Annotated in this window: 18 protein-coding genes and 1 pseudogene; 10 read left to right on the plus strand and 9 right to left on the minus strand. The window is 62.9% G+C overall.

Features of this window, described 5'->3' with window-relative positions:
• Window positions 1-12 precede the first annotated feature (12 nt).
• From NKI25_RS01250 to NKI25_RS01270, 5 genes are all read left to right on the plus strand, one after another.
• Window positions 13-735, plus strand: coding sequence for a M15 family metallopeptidase (locus NKI25_RS01250; RefSeq protein ID WP_352786671.1), 723 nt, complete (start codon window positions 13-15; stop codon window positions 733-735).
• A 218-nt stretch (window positions 736-953) separates the two neighbouring features.
• Entirely contained in the window at window positions 954-1982 is a 1029-nt protein-coding gene (locus NKI25_RS01255) for a sulfate ABC transporter substrate-binding protein (protein ID WP_023675840.1), read from the plus strand.
• Window positions 1983-2000: 18 nt separating this feature from the next.
• Window positions 2001-2852: a sulfate ABC transporter permease subunit CysT gene (cysT, locus tag NKI25_RS01260; protein WP_023675839.1), complete on the plus strand. Its 852-nt coding sequence runs from the start codon at window positions 2001-2003 to the stop codon at window positions 2850-2852.
• Window positions 2845-3729: a sulfate ABC transporter permease subunit CysW gene (gene cysW, locus NKI25_RS01265; RefSeq protein WP_023675838.1), complete on the plus strand. Its 885-nt coding sequence runs from the start codon at window positions 2845-2847 to the stop codon at window positions 3727-3729. Before cysT ends, cysW begins: the two co-directional genes overlap by 8 nt.
• A gap of 131 nt (window positions 3730-3860) precedes the next feature.
• Complete coding sequence (locus NKI25_RS01270) at window positions 3861-4901, plus strand: sulfate/molybdate ABC transporter ATP-binding protein (protein WP_352997845.1); 1041 nt, start codon at window positions 3861-3863, stop codon at window positions 4899-4901.
• Window positions 4902-4915: 14 nt separating this feature from the next.
• On the opposite strand, the gene NKI25_RS01275 is transcribed toward NKI25_RS01270, so the two are convergent.
• Both NKI25_RS01275 and NKI25_RS01280 read right to left on the minus strand, forming a co-directional pair.
• Entirely contained in the window at window positions 4916-5314 is a 399-nt protein-coding gene (locus tag NKI25_RS01275; RefSeq protein ID WP_352595370.1) for a type II toxin-antitoxin system VapC family toxin, read from the minus strand.
• Window positions 5314-5586 carry an antitoxin gene (locus NKI25_RS01280; protein WP_352595373.1) on the minus strand — a complete coding sequence of 91 codons (273 nt, stop codon included), beginning with the start codon at window positions 5584-5586 and terminating at the stop codon, window positions 5314-5316. The genes NKI25_RS01275 and NKI25_RS01280 overlap by 1 nt, the downstream gene beginning before the upstream one ends.
• Before the next feature lie 285 nt (window positions 5587-5871).
• Here NKI25_RS01280 and NKI25_RS01285 point away from each other — a divergent pair.
• Window positions 5872-6858 (plus strand): annotated as a pseudogene (locus tag NKI25_RS01285) (sulfate ABC transporter substrate-binding protein).
• Between the two features lie 247 nt (window positions 6859-7105).
• Entirely contained in the window at window positions 7106-7555 is a 450-nt protein-coding gene (locus tag NKI25_RS01290) for an RrF2 family transcriptional regulator (RefSeq protein ID WP_006202816.1), read from the plus strand.
• Here NKI25_RS01290 and NKI25_RS01295 read toward each other — a convergent pair.
• From NKI25_RS01295 to NKI25_RS01325, 7 genes are all read right to left on the minus strand, one after another.
• A complete protein-coding gene (locus NKI25_RS01295) occupies window positions 7552-8097 on the minus strand; it encodes a gluconokinase (RefSeq protein WP_352453285.1) in 546 nt (181 codons plus the stop codon). The two genes, NKI25_RS01290 and NKI25_RS01295, sit on opposite strands and share 4 nt — an antisense overlap.
• Before the next feature lie 5 nt (window positions 8098-8102).
• Window positions 8103-9089 (minus strand): ABC transporter permease, encoded by a 987-nt coding sequence (locus NKI25_RS01300; RefSeq protein WP_352456242.1) that lies wholly within the window; start codon window positions 9087-9089, stop codon window positions 8103-8105.
• A complete protein-coding gene (locus NKI25_RS01305) occupies window positions 9086-10066 on the minus strand; it encodes an ABC transporter permease (RefSeq protein ID WP_023675830.1) in 981 nt (326 codons plus the stop codon). The genes NKI25_RS01300 and NKI25_RS01305 overlap by 4 nt, the downstream gene beginning before the upstream one ends.
• On the minus strand, window positions 10063-11604 hold the full coding sequence (locus NKI25_RS01310) for a sugar ABC transporter ATP-binding protein (protein WP_352595379.1): 1542 nt from the start codon (window positions 11602-11604) through the stop codon (window positions 10063-10065). Before NKI25_RS01310 ends, NKI25_RS01305 begins: the two co-directional genes overlap by 4 nt.
• Window positions 11605-11683: 79 nt before the next feature.
• Window positions 11684-12808, minus strand: coding sequence for a sugar ABC transporter substrate-binding protein (locus tag NKI25_RS01315; protein ID WP_023675828.1), 1125 nt, complete (start codon window positions 12806-12808; stop codon window positions 11684-11686).
• A 296-nt stretch (window positions 12809-13104) separates the two neighbouring features.
• Complete coding sequence (gene gntR, locus NKI25_RS01320) at window positions 13105-14133, minus strand: HTH-type transcriptional regulator GntR (protein WP_352453280.1); 1029 nt, start codon at window positions 14131-14133, stop codon at window positions 13105-13107.
• Window positions 14134-14306: 173 nt separating this feature from the next.
• Window positions 14307-15539 carry an MFS transporter gene (locus tag NKI25_RS01325; protein ID WP_023675826.1) on the minus strand — a complete coding sequence of 411 codons (1233 nt, stop codon included), beginning with the start codon at window positions 15537-15539 and terminating at the stop codon, window positions 14307-14309.
• A 174-nt stretch (window positions 15540-15713) separates the two neighbouring features.
• On the opposite strand from NKI25_RS01325, the gene NKI25_RS01330 reads away from it, so the two are divergent.
• The 3 genes from NKI25_RS01330 (at window position 15714) to NKI25_RS01340 (ending at window position 17438) form a co-directional block, all read left to right on the plus strand.
• Entirely contained in the window at window positions 15714-16001 is a 288-nt protein-coding gene (locus NKI25_RS01330) for a DUF3175 domain-containing protein (RefSeq protein WP_352505533.1), read from the plus strand.
• Between the two features lie 119 nt (window positions 16002-16120).
• Complete coding sequence (iolE, locus tag NKI25_RS01335) at window positions 16121-17032, plus strand: myo-inosose-2 dehydratase (protein WP_352505532.1); 912 nt, start codon at window positions 16121-16123, stop codon at window positions 17030-17032.
• Window positions 17033-17231: 199 nt separating this feature from the next.
• Window positions 17232-17438 (plus strand): LacI family DNA-binding transcriptional regulator, encoded by a 207-nt coding sequence (locus NKI25_RS01340; protein WP_023675823.1) that lies wholly within the window; start codon window positions 17232-17234, stop codon window positions 17436-17438.
• Window positions 17439-17441: the final 3 nt, after the last annotated feature.

Genomic DNA, 17441 nt, shown 5'->3' on the forward strand with positions numbered 1-17441 from the left:
CCCTTGAATAAAATGCGGCAGGTGATTCAGGGGATTGGGTTTCACGCCTTGCTTTTGGCCGCCGGTAGTTCCCCCGCTTTCACCGCTGAGCTCCCCGCCAGCTTTGTTCGGCTGGCCGACATCGATCCCAATATCCGGCAGGATATCCGCTATGCCGGCCTCGAAAATTTCCTGCATCGCAAGGTAAGCGGCTACGATGCGCCGGTATGCGTCCTCACCAGGCAAGCGGCGCAAGCGCTTTCGGCAGTGCAGAAAGCGATTGCCGCCGAAGGACTGACGCTGGTCGTGTTCGACTGCTATCGCCCTGCGCGGGCTGTCTCCGACATGGGTGACTGGACAAAAACGAGTGGACCACCGGACCCGCAATGGTACCCAAAGGTCAAGCGCAAGGATCTCATCCCCAAGGGCTATATCGGCGAACTGTCCACCCATTCGCGCGGATCGACGGTCGATGTCGCGATCGCGCGAGCCGACCGCAAGAGCGCTCCGAAACCGGCCTGCGGCGCGACCGATGCCGACACGCTCGATTTCGGCACGGGTTTCGACTGTTTCGATCCAGCGAGCGAAACGGCTCACCGACCGATAGCCAGTGAAGCGGCGGCTAACCGCAAAAGGCTTGTCGAGGCGATGCGTGCCCGCGGCTTCAAGAATTACGCCCGCGAATGGTGGCACTTCACGCTGGAGAACGAGCCGTTTCCAAAAGAGCGCTTCAACTTTCCCGTTACCGCCGAATAGCCGGCCGAAACCTTCGGGCGCGACGCAGCCATTGCCGAAGAGCTAGCCGTCTCTAGATAATTGCGTCGGGAGCGCGATCATGGTCCATGCGGGAAAATAGTTTCTCGCATCGCCGAAACTAGGCGAAAAATTGCTTCAATAGGCCAAAAAAGGCAACATTGAATGCATCTAAATTCTATCAATTCGGTAGATTTGGCGCGAGTTCAACGGAGGCGGAAATGACCAAACCTCATTTCAGGAAACTGCTCGGCGCACTGGTCGCCACGTCTGTCCAGTTCGGCACGCTCGGTTTCGCGTTTGCCGACACCACCATTCTCAACGTGTCCTATGATCCGACGCGTGAGCTCTACAAGCAATTCGACGAGGCCTTCACCGCCCACTGGAAGGCCGAGACAGGCGAGACGGTCACCGTCCAGCAGTCGCATGGCGGGTCGGGCGCGCAGGCTCGCGCCGTGATCGACGGCCTCGACGCCGACGTGGTGACGCTGGCGCTCGAAGGCGATATCAACGCCATTGTCTCGAAAGCGAAGAGGATCAATCCCGACTGGCGGACGAAATTCGAAAACAATTCGGCGCCCTACACCTCGACCATCATCTTTCTCGTCCGCAAGGGAAACCCCAAGGGCATCCATGACTGGGGCGATCTGGTCAAGGACGACGTCCAGGTGATCACGCCGAATCCCAAGACCTCCGGTGGTGCGCGCTGGAACTATCTCGCCGCCTGGGCCTACGCCAGCGCCAAGGATGGCGGCGACGAGGCCAAGACCAAGGAATTCGTCGGCAATCTCTATGCGCATGTCCCGGTTCTCGACACCGGTGCGCGCGGCGCAACCGTGACCTTCGCGCAAAAAGGGCTGGGCGACGTGCTGCTCGCCTGGGAAAACGAGGCCTATCTGGCGCTCGACGAGTTCGGCGCCGACAATTTCGACATCGTCTACCCGCCGACCTCGATCCTGGCCGAGCCGCCGGTCGCCGTGGTCGACGCTAATGTCGACGCCAAAGGCACGCGGAAAGTTGCCGAAGCTTATCTGAGCTATCTCTATTCCAAGGAAGGCCAGACGCTCATCGCCAAAAACCATTATCGCCCTTCGAAGCCCGAGTTGGTGCCGGCGGAGGACTTGGCCAAGCTGCCTGAGATCAAGCTGATCACCATCGACGACCCGCTTTTTGGCGGCTGGAAGAAGGCACAGCCTTATCATTTCGGCGATGGTGGTATATTCGACCAGATCTACAAACCGGCCCAGTAGCATTTAGATCAGGACGACATGACCACAGCACCCGCCAAGGCGGGGTGGCGATTCAGGCAGCCGAGCGTCATTCCGGGTTTCGGATTGACGCTCGGCTTCTCGCTTGCCTACCTCACCCTCATCATCCTCATTCCCCTGTCCGGGCTGATCTGGCGCTCGGCGGCGCTCGGCTGGACCGACTTCTGGGCGATCGTCACCGACCGCCGCACCATCAACGCGCTTGAAATCAGCTTCGGCACCGCCTTCATTGCCGCCGCCGTCAACGTCGTCTTCGGCACGATCGTCGCGTGGGTGCTGGTGCGCTACAGCTTTCCAGGCCGCCGCATCGCCGATGCCATGGTCGACCTGCCCTTCGCGCTGCCGACGGCGGTTGCCGGCATCGCGCTGACCACGCTTTACGCACCGAATGGCTGGATCGGAAGCCTGCTGACGCCGCTCGGCATCAAGGTCGCGTATACGCCGCTCGGCATCGTCATCGCGCTGGTCTTCATCGGTCTGCCCTTCGTCGTGCGCACCGTGCAGCCGATCATGGAGGAGATCGACAAGGAGGTAGAAGAAGTGGCCGCCACGCTCGGCGCCAATCGCTTCCAGATCATCAGCCGCGTTCTACTACCCGGACTGGCGCCTGCCATCGTCACCGGTTTCGCGCTGGCCTTCGCGCGCGGCGTCGGCGAGTACGGTTCCGTCATCTTTATCGCCGGCAACCTGCCGTTCAAATCCGAGATCGCGCCGCTTCTGATCGTCATCCGGCTGGAGGAATATAATTACGCCGCGGCGACCGCGATAGCGGCGATCATGCTGGCGCTGTCCTTCGTCATGCTGCTGGTCATCAACCTGGTGCAGACCTGGAGCCGCAAGCGCTATGGCTGACCCGGAGATCAAATCCTACGCGCCGCACCATGAAAGCCAGTCGCCGGCGGTGACCGAGAGCCGCACGGCGAGAACCGTGCTGATGATCGTGACCTTTGCCTTCCTCGGCATTTTCCTGCTCCTGCCGCTGATCATCGTCTTCAAGGAAGCTTTCGCCAAAGGTATCGAGGCCTACACACAGGCGCTGAGCGAACCGGACACGCGCTCGGCGATCCGCCTGACGCTTCTGGTCGCGGCGATCTCGGTGCCGCTCAATGTGACTTTCGGCATCTCCGCCGCATGGGCGATCGCCAAGTTCGAGTTCAAGGGCAAGGCGTTCCTGACCACACTCATCGACCTGCCCTTTTCGGTCTCGCCGGTCATTTCCGGCCTGGTCTATGTACTTCTGTTCGGCGCGCAAGGCCTGCTCGGCGCCTGGCTCAAGGCGCATGGCATCGTCATCCTGTTTGCCGTGCCGGGCATCGTGCTGGCCACCGTCTTCGTCACCTTCCCCTTCGTCGCCCGCGAATTGATCCCGCTGATGCAGGAACAGGGCAATGGCGACGAGGAGGCTGCCCTGTCGCTCGGGGCCAATGGCTGGCAGGCGTTCTGGTACGTGACGTTGCCCAACGTCAAATGGGGATTGCTCTACGGCGTGCTGTTGTGCAATGCCCGCGCGATGGGTGAGTTCGGCGCCGTCTCGGTCGTGTCGGGCCACATACGCGGGCTGACCAACACCATGCCGCTGCATGTCGAAATCCTTTATAACGAGTACAATGCCGCCGCCGCCTTTGCCGTCGCTTCGCTGCTTGCCGGCCTGGCGCTCGTCACGCTGGTCTTGAAGACACTTCTCGAGATGCGCTACGGCGCCGAGATCGCCGCGACGCGCGGACACTGACAAATGCATGTCGCCCAAAAGTGTGTAGCGGTTTTTGGACAACGACATGCATAAAACAAAGATTTAATGTCGCCCAAAAGTGGGAACCGGTTTTGGGATAACGGCATGCATCAACTACAAAAGGGATTTGCATGGAAGTTCGCGTTGCCAACGTGCGCAAGGAGTTTGAGCGGTTTCCGGCCCTCCGCGACGTTTCGCTCGACATCAAGTCGGGAGAACTGATCGCCCTGCTGGGACCTTCCGGTTCCGGCAAGACGACGCTGCTCAGGCTGATTGCCGGCTTGGAGCGGCCGACCCGCGGAAAGATCTTCTTCGGCGAAGAGGATGCGTCCCAAAAGTCGATTCAGGAGCGCAATGTCGGCTTCGTCTTCCAGCACTACGCGCTGTTTCGCCATATGACGGTCGCCGACAATATCGGCTTCGGACTCAAGGTCCGGCAGGGGCCGTCACGCCCGTCGGCGAAGGAAATCCGCCGCCGCGCCTCGGAACTCCTCAACCTCGTTCAGCTTTCCGGTCTGGAAAAACGCTATCCGGCACAGCTTTCGGGCGGCCAGCGCCAGCGCGTGGCGCTGGCCCGCGCCATGGCGATCGAACCGGCCGTGCTTTTGCTCGACGAGCCGTTCGGCGCGCTCGATGCGCAGGTGCGCCGCGAACTGCGCCGCTGGCTGCGCGACATCCACGACGCCACCGGCCACACCACGGTCTTCGTCACCCATGACCAGGAAGAGGCGCTGGAGCTTGCCGACCGCGTCGTAGTGATGAGCCAGGGCCGCATCGAGCAGGTCGGCACCGCCGACGAAATCTACGACACTCCGAACTCGCCCTTCGTCTACGGCTTCATCGGCGAATCGAGTTCGCTTCCGGTCAAGGTCGAGGACGGCCAGGTCTGGATCGCCGACCGGCCGATCGGGCTTTCCGCGCCGCACGCACCGCAAGGCGAAGCGACGCTGTTCTTTCGCCCGCACGACGTCGATCTGGTGGAAGAATGCAACGGCTGCATCGCCGGCACGGTCGCCGCCAGCCGCCGCGTCGCCGGCACCAGGCGGGTCGAGCTCGAAATCGGCGGCGAACGTCAGCGGGTCGAGATCGAATTGCCCATCGACCATCCGGCGGCGCAGAAAAGTCGCGTGGCTTTTCGGCCGCGGCGCTGGAAGCTTTTTCCGGCCGCTTGATCCTCTATCAGGCGCTACACCAGCCAGTTCTCGACCTTCAGGCCTTTGATCCGGTTGAAATCCCCGGTGTTGGCGGTCACCAGGGTAGTTCCAAGCGCACGGGCGTGGGCAGCAATAAAAAGGTCATTTTGGCCGATGGTCTGGCCCCTGCCTTCCAGTTCTGCGCGAATCGCGCCGTACTCGGCATCCATCGGCACATCGAGCGGCAAGACGGGAATCTCAGCCAGCAATTCCTCGACCTTCTTGTGCAACTTGGCTGATCTTTTCTTGACGCAGCCATATCGCAGTTCCGACGCGACCACGATGCTGGTACACACGGCGGCGTCTCCCACGCGCAGGACAGCGCTTGCGGCTTTCCCGGCCGGATTTCGGATCATGTCGCTGACAATGTTCGTGTCCAGCATGAACCGCATCAAAAAAATTCCTCGGATTTGACAGGCATATCCTCGACTTCGGGAAAGTCTTCCTCGGCATCGGGCGGCGGCTCTTTCGCCCATTGCGCGAGCAGTGCGGTGAGGCCAGGTTTGCGGACCGGCTCGATGATCAGGCGGTCGCCTTCACGGCTGATCAAGACCTTTTCGCCGGGAAGTTCGAACTCGACAGGAATGCGCACCGCCTGGCTGCGATTGTTACGAAACAGCTTCGCCTCCTTCGGCGGGGTTGTTGAATGGCGGTGTTGAGACATGACAACAGCTCCTTGTATATACTATTTGTATATGCCAGACAGGGCGGCGATGCAATCGCCTTGCATCGCGTTGGCCGGCCGGGAACCGTCGTGCACGCGGGCGAAATCGGCACCCCTTCCAGGCTGCGCGGAAGGCCCTTCTTGAAAGAAAAAACTAGCAATCGCCCACAGCGGGAATATTTCTTTTATCGACAACGTGGAGCGGCCACTCTGCGTGCCTCGTCGCGCACGATGCCTTGCCGCTATGGTCCGGCATTAAGCGCATGGCATTGGAGCCCTGTTTTCATGAAGCGATTTTTGCTTGGCGTCGCCACATTGGCCGGCCTGGTCCTCGCATCCTCCCAAGCCTGGTCGGCCGACAGATTGCTGAACGCCTCTTACGATGTCGGCCGCGAACTGTTTGCGCAGGTCAACAAAGCGTTCGTCGCCGGGCACCCCGGTGTGACCATCGATCAGTCGCATGCCGGAACTTCGGCGCAGGCGCGTGCCATCGCCGAAGGCCTCGGCGCCGACGTCGTCACCTTCAACCAGGTCATCGACATCGACTTCCTGGTCAAGAAGGGCCTCATCTCCGCCGACTAGCAGAAGGACTTTCCCGACAACGCCTCGCCTTTCTATTCGCTGCCCTCCTTCCTGGTGCGCGCCAGCAATCCGAAGCACATCAAGGATTGGAGCGATCTCGTGCGCGACGACGTGCAGGTGATCTTCCCCAATCCGAAAACCTCGGGCAATGCGCGCTACACCTATCTTGCGGCCACCGCCTACGCCAAGGAAGCTTTCAGGGACGACGACGCCAAGGTGAAGGAGTTCGTCACCAAGCTGTTCAACAACGTGCCGGTATTCGACAGCGGCGGGCGCGCCGCGACCACCACTTTCGTGCAGCGCGAAATCGGCGACGTACTCATCACCTTCGAGTCGGAAACGCGCGGCGTCCGCAAGGAGTATGGCGAGGACAAGTTCGAGCAGGTAACGCCTTCGGTCAGCCTGTTGGCGGAATTTCCGGTGGCGATCGTCGACACCGTTGCAGACGAGCATGGCACGCGCGATCTCGCCAAGACCTATCTCGACTTCCTCTATACGCCGGAGGGCCAGGACATCGCCGCCCGCAACGGCCTGCGGGCCCGGGACGCGGCGGTCGCCGCCAAATACAAGGCTGAGTTTCCCGATGTCCGCCTGCTGACGGTGGAGGACGTCTTCGGCGGCTGGGCCAAGGTCCAGGCCGAGCACTTTGCAGCGGGCGGCCTGCTCGACCAGACTTATGGCAGCCGCTGAGGCGATCTTCCAACTTTGACAGAAGCCGGCTTTGCCGGCTTCTTTGCTTTCGCGCCGCGAAAGGTGATTTCTGGCACTTTCCGGGCGCATTCCGTCCAAAACGTTACAAAGAATCAACGCGTTTGTGCCTACCGTGAGAACGGACGGCTTGTTTTCGCGAACGGCTTCGCGTGATCAAACCGTCATGATTTGCACACAAACAGCCGCCAGACGCGGGTGGTTGGGGCTTCATGGGTTGACTCGGGGCATGCTTACCAAAAAAGGCAAATACGGCCTCAAGGCCCTCGTGCATCTGTCGGGCCTGCCGGTCGGCCAGCTCGCATTCGTCAACGACATTGCGGTCGCCAATAACATCCCCAAGAAATTCCTGGATGCCATCCTGGGCGAGTTGCGTAACGCCGGCTTCGTCCAGAGCCGCAAGGGCAAGGAAGGCGGTTACCGCCTTGCCCGGCCGGCTTCCGAGATCAAGATCGGCCATGTCGTGCGTGTCCTCGACGGGCCGCTGGCGCCGATCCCCTGCGCCAGCCGCACGCAATACCAGCGCTGCGAGGATTGCGACGAGGCGACCTGCCAGGTTCGGCACATGATGCTGGAGGTCCGGCAGGCGATCGCCGAGGTGCTGGACAACCGCAGCCTCGCGGCCATGCGCGACGCCGACAATGACGATTTCCCAGTCGAACTGACGTCGCAAATCTAGCGCGCGAGCAGGCTCAAGGCAGTCGCGACGGTGTCGGCGACCGGACGCGTGCCATCCAAGGTTATCGCCGCCTCGTCCGCCGCTGGCGCCTCGAGCGTGGCGAACTGGCTGTCGACCAGGCTTGCCGGCATGAAATGACCCTTGCGATTGCCGACGCGCTGTTTTGCTGTTGCCGGGTCGATTTCCAGGTAAACGAAAACGATATCCGGGCAAAAGCCGCGCAGGCGATCGCGGTAGCTGCGCTTCAGCGCCGAGCAGGCGGCGACCACACCTTGCCCGCTTGCGACCGACGCGGCCATCCGCTGGCCGATCGCGTCGAGCCAGCCCTCGCGCAGCGCGTCGGTGAGCGGCTGGCCGCTCGCCATGCGCGCGACGTTTTCGGGCGGATGCAGCCTGTCGCCTTCGATAAAGACGGCGCCCAATGCCGCTGCAAGCGCTTCGCCGACAACCGACTTGCCGCAGCCGGCAACGCCCATCACCACGATGGCGGGTATCGTTCGAACAGTGCTTGCCGGCTTATATGCCACGTCTTTACCGGTCATGCAGGTCAGCGGCTTGCCGGCGCGCGGCCATAGAGCAGCAGCATGGCGACGATGACGACGCCGTAGATGATCTGCCGTCCCGCCTCCGGCATCTGCATGACGGAAAGAATTGATTGCAGGAGGGTGATCAGGATTACCCCGGCGACGGTGCCGAGATAGGAGCCGCGCCCGCCGAGGATCGAGGTGCCGCCGAGCACCACCGCGGCGATCGACGGCAGCAGATAGGCATCGCCCATCGACTGTGCCGCCTTGGAGGCATAGCCGGCCAACAGCACGCCGCCGAAGGCGGAGAGCCCGCCCGAAACCGCAAAGGCGATCATCACCACGCGCCTTGTATCGATGCCGGAAAGATAGGCGGCACGCTCGCGATTGCCGATGCCGTAAACGGTGCGGCCGAAGCCGGTGCGGGTCAGCACGAACACCATTGCGGCGCCGATCAGCGCCCAGATGAGAACGGCGTTGGGCACGGCAGGAACGGCAAAGCCGGTCGCCAGATAGCGCATCGCACCGGTCGCCGAATCCTGCGGCGAGAAACCGCCCGTGTAGACCACCATCAGCCCCTGCGCGACGGCGTTGGTGGCAAGCGTGATGATCATCGAGGGAATGCGCAGATAGGCGACGCCGATGCCGTTGACGATGCCGATCAGAACACCGCAGAAGATGCCGAACGGAATGGCAAGCGCCACGCCGACGGTACCGTATGCGGCCGCGGCGCAGGCCATCATGGCGCCGGCCGCCACCGACCAGGGCACCGACAGGTCGATCTGGCCGAGCAAGATGACCAGCATCATGCCGGTCGCGATGACGCCGAGAAACGACGCCACCTTGAGCTGCTGCAAAAGGTATTCAGGCGACAGGAAGCTGCGCGAATAGAGGCTGCCGAGGAACAGCAGCAGCACGATACAGGCGAACGCCGTCAGCACCGCCGGGTCGGCGCGGCGGAGGAATTTCGGCATGCGGCCGGCGAGACCACTCACAGTCGTTTCGCTCACAGGAACCACTCCAGCCGGTTGCGGACCCGAAACAGGGCGAACGCGCCGAGGCTGACCGCGATCAGCAGAATGACGCCCTGGAACAGGGGCTGCCAGAGCGGATCGAAATCGAAGACGAACAGCAGGTCGCCGATGGTGCGGAAGGCAAGCGCGCCGAAGATCGCGCCGATGGCGCTGCCCTTGCCGCCGAACAGCGACACGCCGCCAAGCACAACCGCGGCAATCGAAAACAGCGTATAGGCGTTGCCGCTGGCATAGGCCGCATCACCGGTATAGGTGAAGAACGTCAGGAACAGCCCGCCGATCGCGGCAAGCAGACCGGCAAGCGCATAGGCGGCGAACTTTCCACGCCGGATCGGCACGCCGGACATGTAGGCCGCCATCTCCGAGGAGCCGGCTGCATAAGCGGCGCGGCCTAGCACCGACCGGCTGAACGGCACCCAGACCACGAGCACGACCGCCAGCAGCGTCACCAGACTCGCCGGCACAAAACCAAACAGGCGCCCGGTCAGCGCATCGGCGAGCCCTTCATTGACCGAGCCGCCGGGAAACGGCCGAAGCAGCAGCGCGATGCCGAAATAGACCGCGCCGGTGGCGATGGTGGCGACGATCGGCTGCAGGCGTCCATAGATGACGATGGCGCCGTTGATTGCCCCGCACAGCAGCCCGGTGCCGAGCACGGCGAGGACGCCGAAGGCGGTCTCGATGCCGGTGCCGACGACCAGCCACGAGGCCAGGCAGTTGGTCAGCGTGAAGATCATGCCGACCGAGAGATCGATGCCGGCGGTGATCACCACCAGCGTTTGCGCCATGGCGACGAAGGCGAGCAGCACGCCCTTGTTCGAGGCCGTCTGTACGACGTTGGCGGTGAAGCCCGCCGGATGGTTCGAGGTGTAGATGACGAACATGACAACGAAGATGCCGAACGCCAGCAGCGTTCCGCGCTGTTCGGCAAGCCAGTAGCGCCAATCCTTCACGCGTCCGCTCCTTGCCTTGGCATCTCTTCGTGAATGTTGAGCGCGCTGGCGATCAGCGCCCGCTCGGTGATTTCGGCGCCGACCAGTTCACGCTTGACCGCGCCGTCATAGAGCACCAGCACGCGGTCGCAGCAGCCGATCAGCTCGTCATAATCGGTCGAATAGAAGAGGATCGCCGCACCCTGGTCGGCAAGCTTGCGCATCAACTGGTAAAGCTCCTGCTTGGTGCCGACATCGATGCCCCGCGTCGGGTCGTTGAGCAGGATGATGCGCGGCTGCCGCATCAGCCATTTGGCGATGACGACCTTCTGCTGGTTGCCGCCGGATAGCGCGCCGACCGGAATGTCGAGCCCGGCGGTCTTGATCGCCAGGAGACCGACCATATCATCGATCAGCCGCTGCTCGGCGGCGCGATCGATGATGCCGGCCCTGGACAGCCGGTCAAGGGCGGCGAAGGAGAGGTTTTCGCGCACCGTCATCGGCAGCATCAACCCTTCGGTCTTGCGGTCCTCCGGGATCAGCGCCATGCCGATCCGGTCATCGCGCGCCGCAGCCGGACTGGCGATCGCCACCGGCCTGCCGTCGATCAGTATCTGGCCTGACAGGCCGCGCAGCACACCGAAGAAGGCGAGCAGCAATTCGCGCTGGCCCTGGCCGTCGAGGCCGCCAAGCCCGACCACCTCGCCCGCCCCGACCGACAGCGAGACATCGTGCAGCCGATCCGTCCATGACAGGCTGCGCGCCTCGAGAACCGGCGTGGCTGCGGCAGCCGCCCGCGCGGGCTTGGGCGGAAAGATGTGGCTGTATTCGCGCCCGATCATCAGCTCGACAACTTCATTGTCGCTCTTGGTGCCGGCGGCGTAGCTGGCGACATTGCGGCCATTGCGGAACACCGTGCACTGGTCGGCCAGCTCGGCGATCTCGTTCATGCGGTGCGAGATGTAGAGCAGCGCCAGCCCTTCCGAACGCAACCGCTTCAACACGGCAAAAACCCTGGCGACGTCAGCCGCGGTCAGCGCCGAGGTCGCCTCGTCGAGGATCAGGATGCGCGGCTTGCGCGCCAGTGCCTTGGCGATCTCGACCATCTGCCTTCTTGAAAGAGGAAGATCCTTGACCAGCGCCAGCGGATGGATATCGGAAGCGCCGGCGCGAGCCAGGGCTTCTTCGGCGATGCGGCGCTGCGCCTTGCGGTCGATCATGCCGAAACGCTTCGGCGGATCGGAAATGACGATGTTGTCGGCGACGCTGAGTTCGGGGACGAGCGACAGTTCCTGGAAGATGCAGACGATGCCGGCCTGGTTGGCAGCGGCCGGCGAAGCGAAGGTAACTTCGCTTCCGTCCAGCATCATGCGGCCCTCGTCGGGCGCAACGACCCCCGCCATGACCTTGATCAGCGTCGATTTGCCGGCGCCGTTCTCGCCGAGAATGGCGTGGATGCTGCCTGGAGTGACCGACAGTTCGGCCTTCTCCAGCGCCCGCACGCCGCCATAGCGCTTGGATATGCCTTCCATGCGGAAGAGCGGAACCGCACCGTCCATCGGCCCTCCCCAGGCGCTTGGCAATCAGGATGTCGAGCGCCGACGCCGCGGGATTCCCGCGGCGTCGGGCTGTCGGAGTTTACTGGTTTTCCTTGCTCTGGCCCATGATTTCCTGCGCCGTGAAATTGATGCCGCAGGTCGGGAAGGAATTGCCGACGAAGAAATTGTCGGACTGATCGGGGAAGAAATCCTGGCCTGCCTTGAAGTTCGGATCCTCGACGATCGCCAGCGGCAGCTTGACCGCTTGCGGCACGACCTGGCCTTCAAGTGCTGCAATCGCCGTCTTGATGGCAACCGCGACCTGAGCCGGGCCGGTGCCGGCCGACGAGCATTTCAGGCCGTCAGCGGCGAACTTGGCGCAGAATTTGCGGAAGCCGTTCTCCGTCTCGCCGCCGAACGGCACGAACGGATGCTTGGCATCGATCATCGCCTGCACGATGCCGGTATCGCCGCCCTGTCCGGTAATGCCGTCGAAGGGGCCGTTGGTGGCAATGGCATCGGCCGTAGCCTTTTGAGCAACGCCGTCATCCCACTTGCCGACGACCTCGGTGACATCCCATTTCTTGCCGGAAGCGTCGAGAACCTCGTGGATGCCGTTATGGCGATCGGTGTCGACGGACGTGCCGGCGACGCCGCGCACTTCCAGCACCTTGCCGCCGTTCGGCACGTGCTTGACCAGCCAGTTGGCCCACAATTCGCCAAGGCCTTTCTGGTCGACATTGACGTTGATGGCATCCTTGGTGTCGAGGATGTTGTCGAAGGCGACCAGCACCACGCCGGCTTCCTTGGCCCGCTTGATGACAGGACCGAATGCGGTCGGGTTCTGGGCGTTGACGACAATCGCGTCATAGCCGGAATCGATGAAATTGTTGATTGCCGAAATCTGGGCCGGCACGTCCTCGCCGGTCGAGACCACCTTGAATTCCTTGAGCTTGGCCGCGACCTCCGGCTGCGCTGCATAGGCCTTTGCCGTCTGCACCATCTGGATGCGCCATGTGTTGGCGATATAGCCGTTGGCCAGAGCGATGCGGTACGGGCCGTCTTTCTTGGGGAACTTGAAGAACTGCGTATCGGCCGACCAGGGCGCGAAGCAGTCAGGCTCGGCCGATGGCCCCTTGACGATTTCAGGATCGGCGATCGCCGACGAGCTCAGCATGACGAAAGCAGTGGCGGCAACGATTCCGCCAACGAGTGACTTGATCATCGATATTCCTCCCAGTTGCAGTTTTGTTTGTTGTTACGCCGATGAATTTGCGCGTTTCCGGCCCGGCACCTCCCGCCGTATCCGTCGCGCGTTCAGGTGGCCGAATGCCGACCCGATCCCCTCCTTTGCTGCCCGGCTAGTCCCGCAAAAACTATCATATTATACATAATAAACAAGCATGAGCTGTCGCTTATGTATAATAAACAGCCTCCCATCGTCGGGGCGAAGTACCGCCCGGCGATAACTGGTAGCGCTACCATGACGTAGTGTAAAGCGCCATTGCGTCGAAGCTCGCTTCAGCGCGCCGTGCTCTCACGTCGCTTGAGTTCGAAGCCAAGGTCGACGACCCGCTGCTCTGGCCTGTTGCCTTCGATCGCCGCAAGCGCCATGGCGACCGCCCGCCGGCCGATCTCGTAGCGGTAGGTCCGAACGCTGGTGACCGACGGAAAGGCCACCTCCATCATGTCGAGATCGTTGAAGCCAACGATGCCGATCGTCTTCGGCACGGCGATCGAAGCGCGGTGGCATTCGAACAGCACGCCAAGGGCGATATCGTCATTGTTACAGAACACCCCATCGAGGCTCGGCACCTTGGCCAGCGCGTCGCGGAACAATTCGCGGCCGAGGGTGACGCTGGAGGGCACCGGCGTCGTGGTGGTGAGCCTCGGATCGAACAGGCCGGCCGCCTCCATCGCCGCGCGATAGCCGGCAAGCCGCCGCTGCGAACGCGGATCCATGCGCGCACCGATGAAGCCGATCCGGCGATAGCCTGCCTCGATCAGATGTTCCGCAGCCGCCTTGCCGCCCTCGAAATGCGAGAAGCCGACCATCATGTCGACCGGATCGGGCCCGGTCTCCATCACCTGCACCACCGGACAGCCTGCCGTTTCCAGCAGTTTTCGCGAGGCCAGCGTCTGGTCGATGCCGGCCACGATCAGCGCCGCCGGGCGTTGCGGGCCAAACACCTGCAGCAGCCGCTCTTCCTCGAGGCCGGAATAGTGGGTGTTGCCTAGCTGAATCCGGAAAGGGCCGTCCGACAGGCTGTCGTAGATGCCGCGCACCACTTCGGCAAAGACGTTGTTGGTAAGCGACGGCACCAGAACGCCAAAGACCTCGGCGCGCGCCGAAGCCAGCGCCCGCGCATTCGGGTCGGGCACATAGCCGAGTTCGTTCACGGCCGACTCGATCTGGCGGCGCAGATCTTCCGAGACACGCCCCGGCTCACGCAGGGCGCGCGACACGGTAATGGCGCCGACGCCGGCCTTGCGGGCGACATCGGCGATGGTCGGGCGGCCGCCGCCGCGGCGCGAGCGCGGCTTGATCACCGTACTGGTCCCGAAGCCGGGCAACCGCCCAGACGCGACCGTGAGACGATGTTCAGGGTCTTTGCCACTGCTGCCTTGCCAACCTGGCCCGTTGCCACACCTTGTCTGGCGTCGCGCAGCCTTCGGCTATTGTCAAGCGACGGCCGGAGAGACTGTATCCGTACCGCTGTGCTTCAGGCCGCCACAGCAGCGCTGCGCCGGGCCTTCCACAGCAGCAGCACCATGGCCAAAATATTCAGCAGGTTCCAGGCAATGCCGTTGAGGAACGCGGCGGCATAGGAGCCGGTCAGATCGTAGATCCAGCCCGACATCCAGCCGCCGATCGCCATGCCGAAGATGGTCGCCATCATGACGATGCCGACGCGCTGGCCAGCCTCCTTGGCTGGCATATATTCGCGCACGATGATCGCATAACAGGGCACGATGCCGCCTTGCGACAGGCCGAAGACCAGCGAGACGACATAAAGCGAGGCAAGCCCGTCGAACGGGATATAGAACAACAGCGACAGGCATTGCAGCACCGAGCCGATCAGCAGGGTTTTCACGCCGCCGATGCGATCGGCAAGGAAACCCGAGCCAAGCCGGCTGACGACGCCCGCCGCCAGCATGATCGACAGCATATCGGCGCCATGCGCCACGCCGTAGCCGAGATCCATGCAATAGGCGACGATATGGACTTGCGGCATCGACATCGCCACGCAGCAGCCGAGCCCGGCCACGATGAGCAGCGCCTGCAAGGCCGCCGGCGACAGGGAGATCGGCTGGACCACGCGGCTGCCCGGCGATCCCGGAGCCGCCTGGGGCGGTGCGCCGCGCCGGAGCAGCAGGATCAAGGGCACCATGGTGACCAGGCAGACGACGCCGATCGCGGCATAGGTGAAGCGCCAGCCTTCGGTCTGCATGACATAGGGCATCGCCGTCGGCCAGATCGCTCCGGCGAGATAGTTGCCGGACGCGGCAGCCGTCACCGCGACGCCGCGGCGACGGTTAAACCAATGCGAGATATCGGCGATCAAAGGGCCGAAGATCGCCGACGAGCCGACGCCGATCAACAGGCCCTGGACGAGGGTGAACTGCAGGATCGAACTGGTCAACGACGCCAGCATGAAGCCGGCGCCAAGTGTAATCGCGGCAATCAGCGCCGGGATCCAATACCCCATGCGGTCGATGGCGCGGCCGAACAGCACATTGCCCGCGGCAAAGCCGACCATGGTCGCGGTGTAGGGCATCGAGGCAGCGGCGCGATCGACGCCGAATTCTGCCTGCACGGCAGGCAGCACCACGACCACCGCCCACATGCCGACCCCGCCGATCGTTGCCAGCAGCATCGAGACGCCGAGCCGTATCCAGGCATAGGCACTGTCGATGCCGGAACTTCCTGCCTGGCTTGAGACGATTGGGGTCAAGAGCGTTTCCTGTCCGCAGTTCTTGAATCGGCGGTTCTGACCACTATCGGCGCATTCGCATCGCCGAGCAGCGCCACGACAGGCAAATCCGTGGCTCCAGCGATTCGGGCCGAAGTGGAACAGGGGTGCGCCATAAGGCGTTTTCCGGCAACGACCTAGTGGAAGGAGTTTGCCATGACCGCGCAACGGAAATGGTCCGCCGACGTCACCGAGCACAGTGACGCGCTGGACCTCGAGGAACATATCTTCGAATCCCACGATCCAAGGAAAATCGCCGCCTCGTTGAAGCGATCGGCCGAGCACAGCGACCGACGCAAGGCAGGGCCGTTTCAATCCGCCATGTCGATGCTGAATTTCTACATCAACCGCGCCGGCAAGAACCTGCCGGCGGCGCAGAAGGAAGTGCTGGAGGACGCAAAGGATGAACTGCGCGTCCTTTTTGGCCGCCCAAAGGAAGACTAGAATCGGTCACCATTAATTGGTTCTGCCAAATTCGGCTGAACTGGACCTAGTGACAGGGCCTCTTTGTCGCCAGTCTGCAGGCTCGGCTTGTCTTCCCAAGCCCGCAAAAGCCTGGCGTCATGACGGTCAAGATCGGCATCAATCCCATCACCTGGAGCAATGACGACGTTCCGGCGCTTGGCGGGGATACGTCCTTGGAGACTTGCCTGTCGGAAACGGCGCTGGCCGGCTACCGCGGCACCGAACTCGGCGGCAAATTTCCGCGCCAGGCTGAAGTGCTTGGGCCGCTCCTGTCTTCCTATGGCCTGGAACTCGTTTCCGGCTGGTATGATGGCCGCATTCTCGACCGCACGGTCGACGAGGAATTCGCGGCGATCACCCCACATCTTCAGCTGTTGCGCGACCTTGGCGCCAGGATCGTCGTCTACGCCGACACCTCGCGCGGTCGCCATGACGGCATTTTCGCACCGATCTCCGAGCGTCCGCGCCTCGCCGACAGGGACTGGCCGTCCTATGGCAAGAAACTGACCGCCCTCGCCGACCGCATGGCTGCATTCGGGGTCGGCATGGCCTTCCACCACCACATGGGCACCATCGTCGAGACGGACGATGAAGTCGACAGGCTGATGGCGGCGACGGGCCGAAGCGTCGGCCTTTTGTTCGATACCGGCCACTGCCTGTTTTCGGGCGGCGACCCGCAATCGCTGCTGCAACGGCATCTCGACCGTATCGTGCATTTCCATTGCAAGGACGTTCGCAGGGCGGTGCTGGAACGGGCACGCCGCGAGGACATGAGCTTCATGGCGGCGGTAATGGACGGCATTTTTACCGTGCCCGGCGACGGCTCGGTCGATTTCCTGTCATTGCTGAAACCCCTCGCTGCGCGCGGCTATGAAGGCTGGCTCGTTGTCGAAGCCGAGCAGGATCCGGCCAAGGCGCATCCGCTGACCTATGCCAGCAAAGGCTATTTCTCGCTGCTCGCCACCGCCCGCGAGGCCGGCTTCGAAGTGGCGACTCGGAAGGCAGGCTGACCGGCCCGCATTGCGAGCCGGAGGAACATAATGGGCGCGCGCCTCGATGGGGTTAGCGACGCGAAAGCGCCCGGCGATCCGCGCCGCCTTGCTCCCTGCGCGGCGCGGATCGCAGAATCCCGGCTCTGGATTAAAACCCCGACTTTCAAGCTTGAGGCCGGCCGGAAGCCGTGCCTTGATGCAACCGAGGAGGAGCGACATGGCTTTCGAAGCTGCGCTTGGCATGGAACGGCTTTGCACCATCCGGGAGATTGCCGAGAAGGCGGAACTTGGCGCCGCCACCGTGCATCGCGCGCTGAAGAACAGCCGCGAGATCCGCCCCGAAACCAGGCGACTGGTGCTCGACACTGTCTGCCGGCTCAACGAGGAAAAGATCGCCCGCGCCGCCCGGTCCGTCGGGGGATAGTGC

Origin of the sequence: Mesorhizobium sp. M0808 (assembly GCF_040320025.1) — a bacterium.
In the GTDB taxonomy this organism is placed as follows: Bacteria; Pseudomonadota; Alphaproteobacteria; order Rhizobiales; family Rhizobiaceae; genus Mesorhizobium.